General features: G+C 62.1%; 13 protein-coding genes. 8 read left to right on the top strand and 5 right to left on the bottom strand.

The window, feature by feature from the left end; all coding sequences use genetic code 11:
* The first annotated feature begins 18 nt into the window (after positions 1 to 18).
* The 5 genes from BLT86_RS08475 (at position 19) to queF (ending at position 7147) form a co-directional block, all read left to right on the top strand.
* Positions 19 to 951, top strand: coding sequence for an ABC transporter ATP-binding protein (locus tag BLT86_RS08475; protein ID WP_092376029.1), 933 nt, complete (start codon positions 19 to 21; stop codon positions 949 to 951).
* Positions 948 to 1742 (top strand): ABC transporter permease, encoded by a 795-nt coding sequence (locus tag BLT86_RS08470; protein WP_017679266.1) that lies wholly within the window; start codon positions 948 to 950, stop codon positions 1740 to 1742. Before BLT86_RS08475 ends, BLT86_RS08470 begins: the two co-directional genes overlap by 4 nt.
* Positions 1743 to 2003: 261 nt before the next feature.
* Positions 2004 to 3026 carry an efflux RND transporter periplasmic adaptor subunit gene (locus BLT86_RS08465; protein WP_092376025.1) on the top strand — a complete coding sequence of 341 codons (1023 nt, stop codon included), beginning with the start codon at positions 2004 to 2006 and terminating at the stop codon, positions 3024 to 3026.
* A complete protein-coding gene (locus BLT86_RS08460) occupies positions 3023 to 6091 on the top strand; it encodes an efflux RND transporter permease subunit (RefSeq protein ID WP_092376022.1) in 3069 nt (1022 codons plus the stop codon). Before BLT86_RS08465 ends, BLT86_RS08460 begins: the two co-directional genes overlap by 4 nt.
* Positions 6092 to 6316: 225 nt before the next feature.
* Entirely contained in the window at positions 6317 to 7147 is an 831-nt protein-coding gene (gene queF, locus BLT86_RS08455; protein ID WP_092376019.1) for an NADPH-dependent 7-cyano-7-deazaguanine reductase QueF, read from the top strand.
* A 206-nt stretch (positions 7148 to 7353) separates the two neighbouring features.
* Here queF and BLT86_RS08450 read toward each other — a convergent pair whose 3' ends face one another.
* The 3 genes from BLT86_RS08450 to BLT86_RS08440 form a co-directional block, all read right to left on the bottom strand.
* Positions 7354 to 7620 (bottom strand): DUF4404 family protein, encoded by a 267-nt coding sequence (locus BLT86_RS08450; RefSeq protein WP_003460925.1) that lies wholly within the window; start codon positions 7618 to 7620, stop codon positions 7354 to 7356.
* Between the two features lie 116 nt (positions 7621 to 7736).
* On the bottom strand, positions 7737 to 8453 hold the full coding sequence (locus BLT86_RS08445; RefSeq protein WP_092376016.1) for a phosphatase: 717 nt from the start codon (positions 8451 to 8453) through the stop codon (positions 7737 to 7739).
* A 62-nt stretch (positions 8454 to 8515) separates the two neighbouring features.
* A complete protein-coding gene (locus tag BLT86_RS08440) occupies positions 8516 to 8926 on the bottom strand; it encodes an acyl-CoA thioesterase (protein ID WP_092376012.1) in 411 nt (136 codons plus the stop codon).
* Between the two features lie 104 nt (positions 8927 to 9030).
* On the opposite strand from BLT86_RS08440, the gene BLT86_RS08435 reads away from it, so the two are divergent.
* Complete coding sequence (locus tag BLT86_RS08435) at positions 9031 to 9735, top strand: MlaA family lipoprotein (protein WP_003461355.1); 705 nt, start codon at positions 9031 to 9033, stop codon at positions 9733 to 9735.
* Between the two features lie 57 nt (positions 9736 to 9792).
* Here the strand turns inward: BLT86_RS08435 and BLT86_RS08430 are convergent, their stop codons facing one another.
* On the bottom strand, positions 9793 to 10092 hold the full coding sequence (locus BLT86_RS08430) for a PilZ domain-containing protein (protein WP_003461356.1): 300 nt from the start codon (positions 10090 to 10092) through the stop codon (positions 9793 to 9795).
* Positions 10093 to 10308: 216 nt separating this feature from the next.
* Between BLT86_RS08430 and rssB the strand changes: the two genes are divergently transcribed.
* Both rssB and rssC read left to right on the top strand, forming a co-directional pair.
* Positions 10309 to 11493 carry a two-component system response regulator RssB gene (rssB, locus tag BLT86_RS08425; RefSeq protein ID WP_092376009.1) on the top strand — a complete coding sequence of 395 codons (1185 nt, stop codon included), beginning with the start codon at positions 10309 to 10311 and terminating at the stop codon, positions 11491 to 11493.
* An 8-nt stretch (positions 11494 to 11501) separates the two neighbouring features.
* Entirely contained in the window at positions 11502 to 11984 is a 483-nt protein-coding gene (rssC, locus tag BLT86_RS08420; protein ID WP_026088796.1) for an anti-sigma factor antagonist RssC, read from the top strand.
* A 131-nt stretch (positions 11985 to 12115) separates the two neighbouring features.
* Here rssC and tal read toward each other — a convergent pair whose 3' ends face one another.
* The gene (gene tal / locus BLT86_RS08415; RefSeq protein ID WP_003461359.1) at positions 12116 to 13042 is read right to left on the bottom strand and encodes a transaldolase; all 927 of its coding nucleotides are present in this window, start codon (positions 13040 to 13042) and stop codon (positions 12116 to 12118) included.
* Positions 13043 to 13212: the final 170 nt, after the last annotated feature.

Genomic DNA, 13212 nt, shown 5'->3' with positions numbered 1-13212 from the left:
GCGGGAAACCCCATCTTCATGAGCTCCGCCCTGACCATTCGCCAGTTGACCAAGACCTACGGAAACGGCTTCCAGGCCCTGCACGGCATCGATCTGGACGTCGCCGAAGGGGATTTCTTCGCCTTGCTCGGCCCCAACGGTGCCGGCAAATCCACCACCATCGGTGTGCTCTCCACGCTGGTGAACAAGAGTGGCGGCACGGTCAGCGTGTTCGGCCATGACCTCGACCGCGAGCCTTATGCGCTCAAGCGCTGCCTGGGCGTGGTGCCGCAGGAGTTCAACTTCAACCAATTCGAGAAGGTGTTCGACATCGTCGTCACCCAGGCCGGCTACTACGGTATTCCGCGCTCGATCGCCAAGGAGCGCGCCGAGCAGTACCTGACCGAACTCGGCCTGTGGGACAAGCGCGACGTGGCATCACGCGAGCTGTCCGGTGGCATGAAGCGCCGCCTGATGATCGCCCGCGCCCTGGTGCACCAGCCGCGCCTGCTGATCCTCGACGAGCCGACTGCCGGGGTGGATATCGAGCTGCGCCGTTCGATGTGGAGCTTCCTCACCGAGCTGAACAAGCAGGGCACCACCATCATTCTGACGACCCACTACCTGGAAGAGGCCGAGCAGTTGTGCCGCAACATCGGCATCATCGACCACGGCCGTATCGTCGAGCTGAGCAGCATGAAGGATCTGCTGAAGAAGCTGCACGTCGAGACCTTTCTCTTCGACCTCAAGGATTCCTACAGCTCAGTGCCGACGCTGCAGGGCTATCCGGCGCGCCTGGTCGACCACCACACCCTGGAAGTGCAGGTGGAGAAGAGTCAGGGCCTCAATGCGCTATTCCAGCAACTGGCGCAACAGCAGGTCGAGGTACTCAGCCTGCGTAACAAGAGCAATCGCCTGGAGGAGCTGTTCGTCTCCCTGGTGGAAAAGAACCTGGCCAAGGTGGCGCAATGACTTCTCAGTACCTCAACAGCGAATTCGCCGCCAACCTGGTGGCCCTGCGTACCATCGTTCACCGCGAAATCCGCCGCTTCGTGCGCATCTGGCCGCAGACCCTGCTACCGCCGGCGATCACCATGGTCCTGTACTTCGTGATCTTCGGTAACCTGATCGGCCGGCAGATCGGTGACATGGGTGGCTTCAGCTACATGGAGTACATCGTGCCGGGGCTGATCATGATGTCGGTGATCACCAACAGCTACGGCAACGTGGTGTCGAGCTTCTTCGGCAGCAAGTTCCAGCGCAACGTCGAGGAGCTGCTGGTGTCGCCGGTGTCACCGCATACCATCCTCATCGGTTTCGTCGTCGGTGGCGTGCTGCGCGGGCTGGCGGTGGGCTTCATCGTCACGCTGCTGTCGTTGTTCTTCACCCACCTGCAGGTGCATCACCTGGGCGTGACCGTGCTGGTGGTGCTGCTGACGGCGACCATCTTCTCCCTCGGTGGCTTCGTCAACGCGGTGTATGCGCGCAACTTCGACGACATTTCGATCATCCCGACCTTCGTGCTGACGCCGCTGACCTACCTGGGCGGGGTGTTCTACTCCATCACCCTGTTGCCGCCGTTCTGGCAGACGGTGTCGCTGGGCAACCCCATCCTGCACATGGTCAACGCCTTCCGTTACGGCATTCTCGGGGTGTCCGACATCCGTATCGGCGTGGCGGTCGGCTTCATGCTGCTGGCCACCGCTGCGCTGTATGCCCTGTGCATCCGCCTGCTGGTCAGTGGTCGTGGCATGCGTCAGTGATGTTTGCCGCTCATGTAGGAGCGGATTATCCGCGATTCTCGCGGCGCAACCGCGCCTAAACGTTAATGTGTAGCCCGGATGCAATCCGGGGGGCAGCTATGCTCCCCGGATTTCATCCGGGCTACCGTTGAATGCTCGCGGCTAAAGCCGCTCCTACAGAATGTGGCGGCGACCGAAAAAACATAGCGAAATAACTTGCGCCCCTGTCAGTAACGCAGCAGCCGGTTAGACTCCGCCTCTACCAAGAAAAAGGGGCTGATCATGACCGTGCTGTTGCGTGCTCTTCCATGGCTGTGTCTGGGCTTGTTCACGACGCCTGCGCTGGCTGCCGAAGGGCCAATGGTCGAGATCGTGCCGGTACGGCAGATGGAGGTGCGTGACGAGCTGATCACCTTCGGTTCGCTGCGTTCCGACGAATCGGTGATGATTCGCCCGGAAGTGGAAGGGCGCCTGGCCACCCTGCATTTTCGTGAAGGCCAGGCGGTGACCGCTGGCGATCTGCTGATCAGCCTCGATGATGCGATTGCCCGCGCCGAATTTGCCCAGGCGCGGGCCAATCTTGATCTCGCCGAAAAAAATCACCAGCGCGCGCAGATGCTGTTTCAACGTGGTGCCAGCAACGCCCAGGCGCTGGACGAGGCGCAGAGCCAGCTGCAGGCCGCCCGTGCCAGTCAGGCCCTGGCCCAGGCGCGGCTCGACAAGACCCAGATCAAGGCCCCTCATGACGGCACGCTCGGCCTGCGCCAGGCCAGCGTCGGTGACTACCTCAGTGCCGGGCAGAACATCGTCAACCTGGAAGTGCTCGACCCGCTCAAGGTCGACTTCCGTATTCCGCAGAAGGCCGTGGCCCAGGTGCGCCTCGGCCAGACCGTGGAAATCACCCTAGATACTTACCCCGGCGAACGCTTTCGTGGCGAAATCTTCGCCATCAACCCGCGCCTCGACGAAGCCGGGCGCAGCCAGGCGATCCGCGCGCATATCGGCAACGATGACCGCCGCCTGCGTCCCGGACAGTTCGTCCGAGTTTCGGTGATTCTCGAAGAGCGGCCCAATGCGCTGGTTATCCCGGAAGAGGCGGTGATGCCGCAGGGCGACAAGTTGCTGGTCAATCTGGTGGTCGATGGCAAGGTCGAGCGCCGCGAAGTGACGCTGGGCAAGCGTTTCGACGGGCTGGTCGAGGTGCGTGAAGGCCTGCAGGGCGACGAAACCATCATCAGTGCCGGTTGGCAGCGTGTGCGCGAAGGGCTGGCCGTACGCACCAAGAGCGGGGAGCGCCAGCCGTGACACTCTCCGATGTCTGCATTCGCCGGCCGGTATTCGCCACTGTTCTGTCGCTGATCGTGGTGCTGCTGGGGCTGATGGCCTACGACCGTCTCAATGTGCGTGAATACCCCAATATCGACGTGCCCATCGTCACCGTGCAGGTCACCTACCCAGGGGCCAGCCCGGAGATCATGGAGTCGCAGGTAGCGCAGCCGGTGGAGGACGTACTCTCCGGCATCGAGGGGTTGGACTTCGTCACCTCCATCAGTCGTGCGGAAAACACCCAGATCACCGCGCAATTCCGTCTCGGCCGCAGCGCCGACGAGGCGGCCAACGACGTGCGTGACCGCCTCGGCCGAGTGCGCAACCTGCTGCCGGATGAGGTCGACGAACCCATCGTGCAGAAGGTCGAGGCCGACGCCCAGCCGGTGATCTGGATCGCCTTTCACAGCCAGCAGCACAGCGCCATGGAGATCACCGACCTGCTGGAGCGGGTGATCAAGGACCGCCTGCAGACCATTCCCGGTGTGTCCGAAGTGCAGGTGCGCGGTGCGCGGACCTTCTCCATGCGTATCTGGCTCGATCCAGAGAAGCTCGCCGCGCACAACCTCACCGTGCAGGACGTGGAGGATGCCCTGCGCCGGCAGAACGTGGAGATTCCGGCCGGGCGCATCGAGTCGCGTGAGCGTGAGTTCAGCGTGCTCTCGGAGACCGATCTGCGCACCCCGGAGCAGTTCAACGAGCTGATCCTCGACGACTCGCAAGGCTACCTGCTGCGCCTGTCCGATGTCGGCCGCGCCGAAGTGGGGCCGCGCGACGAGCGCACCGTGGTGCGCTTCAACGGCCTGCCGGCGGTGACTCTGGGCCTGGTCAAGCAGGCCACGGCCAACCCGCTGGATATCTCCGACGGGCTCGAAGCGGCCTGGGACGACGTCCAGGCGCTGCTGCCCGACGGCATGAACATGACCGTGGCCAACGACAACTCGCAGTTCATCCGCGAATCCATCGACAACGTCTTCACCACCATCTGGGAGGCGGTGGCGCTGGTCATCCTGATCATCTTCATCTTCCTGCGCTCGTTGCGCGCGACGCTGATTCCGCTGGTGACCATCCCCGTTTCGTTGATCGGCGCCTTCGCCCTGATGTCGCTGATGGGCTTCACCATCAACACCCTGACCCTGCTGGCCATGGTTCTGGCCATCGGTCTGGTGGTGGACGACGCCATCGTCATGCTGGAGAACATCCATCGCCATATCGAGGCCGGGATGAAGCCCATGCAGGCCGCTTTCAAGGGCAGTCGCGAGATCGCCTTCGCGGTGATCGCCATGACCCTGACCCTGGCGGCGGTGTTCGCCCCCATCGGCTTCATGCAGGGCACCACCGGCAAGCTGTTCACCGAGTTCGCCTGGACCCTGGCCGGCGCCGTGCTGGTCTCCGGTTTCGTGGCGCTGACGCTGACGCCGATGATGTGCGCAGTGATGCTCAAACCGCATCAGCATGGGCAGCGCCATGGTCGCGTGTACAACCTGATCGAAGGCTTCCTCAATGGCCTGACCTACAGCTACAAGCACAGCCTGGACCGTGCCCTGCACGCCTGGCCGCTGGTGCTTGGCGTGCTGCTGGGTGCCTTCGTGATGTGCGCCTGGCTGTTCGGTGGCTTGCGTTCGGAGCTGGCGCCGACCGAAGACACCGGCACCATCGTCGGCGTGTTCAATGGCCCGGACGGCGCCACCATCGACTATACGGCGCGCTACGGCCGTGAGGTCGAGGCCGCTTACGCGAGCATCCCGGAGACCAATCGCTACCTGATGATTGCCGGTTTCCCAACCGTGGCTCAGGGCATCTCCTTCATGAAGCTGGAGGACTGGGGCGACCGCTCGCGTACCCAGTTCGAGATTCGCAACGAGTTGTTGCCAAAGTTGCAGGATATCGCCGGCATGCGCGTTACCCCGGTCAATCGCCCACCGCTGGGACAGAGCGCGCGTAACCAGCCGATCAACTTCGTCGTGCGCTCGTCCATGGAATACGCCGAGCTGCAGGTCTACGTCGATCAACTGATGGAGCGCATGCGTGATTATCCGGGCCTGGAGGGGCTGGACAGCGACCTCAAACTCAACTCGCCGCAGCTCAAGATCACCGTCAATCGCGAGCAGGCAACGGCGGTTGGCACCGATGTATCGGTGATCGGCCGCAGTCTGGAAAGCCTGTTCGGCAGCCGCCAGGTGACCCGCTTCAAGCAGAATGGCGAGCAATACGACGTCATGGTGCAGCTGCAGGATATCGATCGCAGCAATCCGCAGGACCTGGATCGGGTGTACGTGCGTGATCGCGACGGCGGCATGGTGCAGCTGTCCAACCTGATCGAGGTGCGCGAGACGGTGGCGCCGCGCGAGCTCAATCACTTCAACCAGCTACGTGCGGTGACCATCAGTGCCAACGTCGGCACCGGCTACACCCTGGGCGAGGCGCTCAATCATCTGGAAGTCGCCGCCCGTGAGGTATTTCCGCCAGAGACGCAATACGACTACACCGGCACGTCGCGCGACTTCAAGGAATCCAGCTCGGGCATTCTGCTGATCTTCGCCCTGGCCCTGGCGTTCATCTTTCTGGTGCTGGCGGCGCAGTTCGAGAGTTTCAGTGACCCGTTGATCATTCTGTTCAGCGTGCCCCTGTCGATGGCCGGCGCCTTGCTGGCACTGAAGCTGTTCGGCGGCACCTGGAATATCTACTCGCAGATCGGCCTGGTGACCCTGATTGGCCTGATCACCAAGCACGGCATCCTTATCGTCGAGTTCGCCAACCACCTGCTGCGTGAGGGCAAGGCCCTGCGCGAGGCGGTGATCGAGGCCTCGGTGCAGCGCCTGCGGCCGATCCTGATGACCACCGGCGCCATGGTACTCGGCTCGCTGCCGCTGGCCATCGCCAGCGGAGCCGGCGCGGAAAGCCGTCAGCAGATCGGCCTGGTGATCGTCGGCGGGCTGCTGGTCGGCACCTTCTTCACCCTCTACGTGATTCCGACGCTGTACCTGCTGCTGCGCCGCTGGGCGCCACTGCGCAAGATCGAGGAGGAGCCGGTGGCGGTCTGAATCCTGTAGGAGGCGCTTTAGCGGCGAGCTTTTGCAGCCTCTCACAGTTCACTGGGCTACTGATTTTTGTTGTAGGAGCGAGCTCTGCTCGCGAAGCTTCTGGCTGTAAGGCAATTCGCGAGCAGAGCTCGCTCCTACAGGTAGTCTGCGTAGTGCTTCGCGGGTGCGGCGTGGCGCTCAACCCGTTAAACTTGCGCGGTTTTTCGCCACCCTGGATTGCGCGCCATGCAGCACCCCGCCGAACATTCCCCGCTGGGCAAGTCCAGCCAGTACATCGCCGAATACAGCCCAGAGCTGCTATTCCCCATCTCGCGCACCACCAAGTGGGCGGAGCTGGGTCTGGATGGCGCCAGCCTGCCGTATCAGGGCGTGGACTACTGGAACTGCTACGAGCTGTCCTGGCTGCTGCCGTCCGGCAAGCCGGTGGTGGCCATCGGTGAGTTCGCCATCCCCGCAGACTCGCCGAACATCATCGAGTCGAAGTCCTTCAAGCTGTACCTCAATTCCCTGAACCAGTCCGCTTTCGCCGGTTGGGACGAGCTGCAAGCGACGCTGGTGCGTGACCTGTCGGCGGTGGCCGGTAAGCCGGTGGCGGTGCGCCTGCGCTCGCTGGCTGAAGTTTCTGAGGAGGGCGTGGCGATCCTGCCTGGTCAGTGCATCGATGAACTGGACATCAGTGTCAGCCAGTACGACCACCCGCAGCCCGAGCTGCTGCGTTGCGACGCTGGCCGGGTGCTGGAAGAGAGCCTGCACAGCCATCTGCTCAAGTCCAACTGCCCGGTTACCGGCCAGCCGGACTGGGGCAGTCTGGTAGTCGAGTACCGCGGCGCGGCGCTGGATCATGCCAGCCTGCTGGCTTATCTGGTGAGCTTCCGTCAGCACGCGGATTTTCACGAGCAGTGCGTCGAGCGCATCTTCCTCGATCTGCAGCGCCTGCTGCAGCCGCAGTCGCTGACTGTCTATGCGCGCTACGTGCGCCGTGGTGGGCTGGACATCAATCCGTATCGCAGCACCGAGGCGATCACGCCGGAAAATGGCCGCCTGGCGCGCCAGTAAGCCATGAAAAATGCCGCTTAGATAATGCTGCCAATGCGGCCTTTGTAGGAGCCCCGCCCCGGGGCGAAGCTTTTCGCGTCAGCCCCGCCCGGGCTCGCGGCGGGGCGTCGCTCCTACACGTTCGATGCATCGACGCTTGGCTAAGTGGCATTGGCCAAGCGGCGACATTTTGCTTGAAACGCCGGGCCTGAGCCGGGGCAGGGCATTCAGATGCCCATATTGGCCAGGCTCTGCATAATGTTGCGCAGGGTGCCGGCGAGGGTAGGGTGGCTGGCCTCGAAACGTTCCACCGCCAGATTGACGCCATCGATCAGCGTGGCGTCAGGCGCTGAGGCGGCTTCACGCGCCAATTGCACTTCGATTTCCTGGGTCAGCAGGTAAAGCGATGCGCGTTCTTCCTCGCTGAGCGGCGTGTCCTGGGCCAGGTGTTGCTGGAGGGCTTCCAGTTGCTGCTGCAGGTCGCTTGCTGGCATAGAGTTCTCCTTATCGAATCAGCTTAGGCATTGACCCCCAGCGGCGCTGGAAGTTTTCAACCCGTACCTGAAGGTTAATCCAAGCGGGCCGGCTTTGCCTGATCCGAGTCAAAGGCTCAGGGCTTTTCGCCCTTGCTCCGGCGCACGCCGATATCGTCCAGGCTGGCCTCGATTTCTCCCAGATGATCGACCACCGAGTGCACGCCCAGACGATAGAGCTGCAGCGTGGCCTCGGCGCGCAGGTGTTCCTGATCGCTCGCGCCCAGTGCCTGCCAGTCGGCCAGGGCGTAGCCGCACAGTGGCCCGCAGGCCGCCAGGCCGATGGTCCAGCAGCCGGCATTGAGCCCGGCTTGCAGCAGTAGCGGATTACCGCTGACGACAACACAGCCATCCAGGCGCCCGACGTCCAGCTGGCTCAATGCCTGCCAGCAACTGTCCGGCGCCGGCCACGGCCTGGCCTGACGCGCCAGCACCGCTTCGATGGGCGTGGGCAGCGCTTCGGCCAGGCGCAGGCTGGCGTCGGCTGGCAGGTCATCCAGCCAGGCACAGGGCGTGCCGTTGGCATGCAGGGTTTGCAGCAACTGTGCAGCACCCGGGGTCAGTTCGGCATGTTCTCCGGCCACCTCGCTCAGCGCCTGTTGCAGCGCCTGCAGTTGTGCGCTGGTTGCCGACTTGCCTAACCATGCATCCAGCGCCTGTTGCGGCGTACCGGCCAGGTTCGGGGGCGTGCACTCGGGATGCAGCCGCTGCAGCGCGACAGGTAGCGTGCGGGCGCCGAAGTCGACCAGGCAGCCGGACAGTTGAAAGATCAGGGCAGTGCAGGGGGAGGGCATAGGATCATCCGTGGCATTGGCCTAGGCCAATCTAACGCCGACGGATGACCGTAATGTGACCGCTAGGTGACGTTGAACAGGCCGCGTACATGCTCCGGCAGGGCTACCGACTTGCCACTTTCATGGTCGATCCACACCAGTTTGCAGTAACCCTCACCGTAGACCGTGAGCGGGTCTTCGGCGATGGTCAGCCGGTGTGCGATCACCAGGCTGCTGCGCCCCACCGCGCCGGCCCGCAGTTCCACCACCACGGTGGCGGGGTGGATCACCGGTTTCAGGTAGGTGTGCTGGGTCTGCAGTACCACCGGACCGAATGGCACGTTGCTCAAGGCTACGCCGGCCAGCTCGAACCAGGCGACACGAGCCTCTTCCAGGTACTGCATGTAGATGATGTTGTTGACGTGCCCGTAGCTGTCCATGTCGCCCCAGCGTACGGGGATGTGTGCTGTATGCAGCAAGGTTTCGTCGGTCATCGCTTTTCTTCGCTATGCTTCCCAATCAGGGCTCAAGGCTTTATACTACGCGGCATTCGGCCCGCTGGCGGTGGCCACATTATTATCCTCAAGGAGAGATTTAAATGCATGTGATCGGTGCTCGCTGGATCGCGCGCCTGGGTGGCCTGATGGCCCTCGTTGGCCTGAGCCTGCTGCCTGCGATGAGTCAGGCAGCTTCGGAAGAAGATCCTTGGGAAAGTTTCAATCGCCCCATCTTCCGCTTCAACGATACCGTCGACACCTATGCGCTGAAGCCGATCGCCCAGGGTTACCGGGCTGTCACGCCGCAGTTTCTCGAAGATGGCGTGCACAACGTCTTCGGCAATATCGGCGACGTTGGCAACCTGGCCAACAACCTGCTGCAGGGCAAGTTGCACAACGCCGGCGTCGATACCGGTCGCCTGATCTTCAACACCACCTTCGGTGTGCTGGGCTTCTTCGACGTGGCCAAGCACATGGGCCTGCAGAAGAGCAACGAAGATTTCGGTCAGACCCTGGGTGTCTGGGGTTTGGAAAGCGGCCCGTATCTGGTCATCCCGTTTCTTGGCCCAAGCACCGTGCGCGACGCTGCCGGGCGTGTACCGGATAGCTTCCTGACCCCCTATCCGTACATCGACCATGTGCCGACCCGCAACGTCACTCGTGGCGTACAGGTGGTCGACACCCGTGCCAATCTGCTGCAGGCCGAGCGACTGGTCAGCGGCGACAAGTACATCTTCATCCGCAACGCCTACCTGCAGAGCCGTGAGTTCAAGGTGAAAGATGGGCAGGTTGAAGACGACTTCTAAGTCCTGATAGATGCAAAAAAGGCGGCTCTAGATCCGCCTTTTTCGTAAATGCAGATTTCAGCTCATGGATATGATTGCCAAGCCCAGCGATTGACGACCGTCGCCCAGATCGCTGATCCGAACCACTTCGGCCTGGGCGTCGAGGCCGGCGAGCTCGCTGTGCTCTGAAGGGATGTGGACCTTGACCTTGTCGCCCATGCTCAGGGCCGCTTCAGCCTCGATTTGTATGCCGGTACTGGAAAGATCCAGGCACAGTGCAGGGATTTCCCGGCCAGCGTGATGGAGGACGACTGCAGCTTCCAGTCGCATGCGGATGTAGTCGCGTTTCTCGCTGTACGCTCGATCATTCTGACTCATGGACCCTGTCCTCGTCTTCTTATGAGCTCTCCCGCGGCTCTTATAACCCTCGTCGATTTGACCTGTAAAGCCGCCGAACGACGACCGGTTCCGGCTTGAATCGGCCGGCAGATGGGAGTACCGTCTGCCCCTTGAAATCGCCCTGGCGCCATAGATGCGGCGCCGCGCCATGGGCAGTGACCAAAATTGCCCTGGCGCAGTTTGCCTGGATACCCCATGCACAAAACCAGTGCCACTCTGCTGATCATCGACGACGACGATGTCGTACGTGCAAGCCTCGCGGCCTACCTCGAGGACAGCGGCTTCAAGGTGTTGCAGGCCACCAACGGTTTGCAGGGGCTGGAAGTGTTCCAGCAGGAAGGCCCCGACCTGATGATCTGCGACCTGCGCATGCCGCAGGTCGACGGTCTTGAACTGATTCGACGTATCAACGCGCTGGGTGTCGAGGTGCCGGTGATCGTCGTTTCCGGCGCCGGCGTGATGAACGATGCCGTCGAAGCCCTGCGTCTCGGCGCTGCCGACTACCTGATCAAACCTCTCGAAGACCTGGCGGTGCTGGAGCACTCGGTGCGTCGCGCGCTGGACCGTGCGCGTCTGCGCGTCGAGAACCAGCTCTATCGCGAGAAGCTCGAAGCGACCAATCGTGAGCTCCAGGCCAGCCTGCATCTGTTGCAGGAAGACCAGAATGCTGGCCGTCAGGTGCAGATGAACATGCTGCCAGTGACGCCCTGGCAGGCCGATGGCCTGAACTTCGCGCACCAGATCATTCCGTCGCTGTACCTCTCCGGTGACTTCGTCGATTACTTCCGTATCGACGAGCGCCGCATCGCGTTCTATCTGGCCGATGTCTCCGGCCATGGGGCGTCCTCGGCATTCGTCACCGTACTGCTCAAGTTCATGACCACGCGCCTGCTCTACGAGTGGCGGCGTGGCGGTACGCTGCCGCAGTTCAAGCCCTCGGATGTGCTCGGCCACATCAACCGCGGCCTGATCAACTGCAAGCTGGGCAAACACGTGACCATGCTCGGCGGCGTTATCGACGAGGAGAGCGGCATGCTCACCTACAGCATCGGCGGGCATTTGCCATTGCCGGTGCTGTTCGAGAATGGCCAGGCGCGTTACCTGGAGGGGCGCGGCCTGCCGGTCGGCCTTTTCGAAGAAGCCGAATACGGCGATCTGGTGATGCAGTTGCCTGAGTCTTTCAGCCTGACCCTGCTCTCCGACGGCATTCTCGACCTGTTGCCCGGCGACACGCTGAAAGAGAAGGAATTGGCGCTGCCACAACTGGTTAGCCAGGCTGGCGGTACGCTGGGCGGTTTGCGTCAAGTTCTCGGTCTGGCCAATCTGGGCGAGATGCCGGATGATATCGCCTTGCTGGTGTTGAGCAGGAACCTTGCATGAATCCTGGGATAAGCCCCGGTCGCATCCAATTCGCCGAGCAGGATGGAACCTTCGTCCTGAAGTTTGTCGGTGAAGTCCGTCTGACGCTGTGTTCAGCTCTGGATGCCACGATTGAAAAGATTTTCACCGCGTTGAATTTTTCGGCCATCGTCATCGACTTGACTGAAACGCGCAGTATCGACAGCACGACTCTCGGTTTGCTGGCGAAATTGTCCATTCTGTCGCGGCAGAAGGTGGGCCTGTTGCCGACCGTTGTCACCACTCACGACGACATCACCCGTTTGCTGGAGTCCATGGGTTTCGATCAGGTGTTCAACATCGTCGATCGGCCGATTCCCTGCCCGGATTGTCTGGATGATCTGCCTTCGCAGGATCAGTCCGAAGAGGTGGTGAAGGCCAAGGTGCTGGAAGCGCACCGCATTCTGATGGGGCTCAACGACTCCAACCGCGAGGCCTTTCACGATTTGGTCAGCGCGCTCGAGCGGCACTGATCGATTGTTTTCCGTAGGGTGCGCTGCGCGCACCGATATCTGCCGAGAAAGTCGTTGGTGCGCACAACGCGCTCTACTTTCTAACTCGCGATGAAAAGGGGCGTCAGCCAAGCTGACGCCCCCTTTGTCATTCAGGCCTTGGCGGCCAGCAGGGCTTCGAGTTTCTCCTGATCGCGGGCGAACAGGCGGATGCCTTCGGCCAGTTTCTCGGTGGCCATGGCGTCTTCGTTCAGCGCCCAGCGGAAGCCGCCTTCATCGAGGCTCTGGCGAGGTTCGCCGTTAGCACCCAGGGCGAGCTGGCGACTCAGTTGGCCATCGTCCTCAGCCAGTTTCTGCAGCAGGTCGGGGCTGATGGTCAGGCGGTCGCAACCAGCCAACGCTTCGATCTGACCAAGATTGCGGAAGCTTGCCCCCATCACCACGGTGTCGTAGCCGTTGGCCTTGTAGTAGTCGTAGATGCGCGTGACCGATTGCACGCCAGGATCATCGTTGCCTACGAAATCACGGCCCTCGGCCTTCTTGTACCAATCGTAGATGCGCCCCACGAACGGCGAGATGAGGAATATGCCGGCATCGGCGCAGGCCTGTGCCTGGGCGAAGGCGAACAGCAGCGTCAGGTTGGTCTGCACGCCGGCTTTTTCCAACTGCTCGGCGGCGCGGATGCCTTCCCAGGTCGAAGCTATCTTGATCAGTACGCGATCGCGGCCAATACCCGCTTTTTCGTAAAGGCCGATCAGGCGCTCGGCGCGGCGCAGGGTCGCGTCGGTGTCGAACGACAGGCGCGCATCGACTTCGGTGGAAATGCGCCCCGGAATGACCTTGAGGATCTCCTGGCCGACGGCCACCGCGAAGTGATCGCAGGCCAATCCCAGGTCTCCCTTGCCGGCACTCACTGCCTGATTCAACAGATCGGCATAGCGGGGTAGGGCCGCCGCCTTGAGCAGCAGCGAGGGGTTGGTGGTGGCATCCACCGGTTGCAGGCGGGCGATGGCGTCGAGGTCACCGGTGTCAGCGACTACGGTAGTGAACTGCTTGAGTTGTTCCAGCTTGGAGGTCATGACGAGGCCTTGTCGTTGCAGATGGCATGACCTTACCCGAGGCGCTGCAAGCGCTCAACGGTCGGGTCACTGACAAAATTTACCTTTTCGGGCTGCGCTTTTCGCTGGCTCGTTCGTCTTTAGTAATGACGGTACGTGAGAACGTACCGAAGTCGGTGGAGTCCGACTGT

It is taken from the genome of Pseudomonas sihuiensis, from assembly GCF_900106015.1.
In the GTDB taxonomy this organism is placed as follows: Bacteria; Pseudomonadota; Gammaproteobacteria; order Pseudomonadales; family Pseudomonadaceae; genus Aquipseudomonas; species Aquipseudomonas sihuiensis.
Note: the sequence above shows the minus strand (reverse complement) of the source record. Positions and strands in the feature narration are given on the sequence as shown.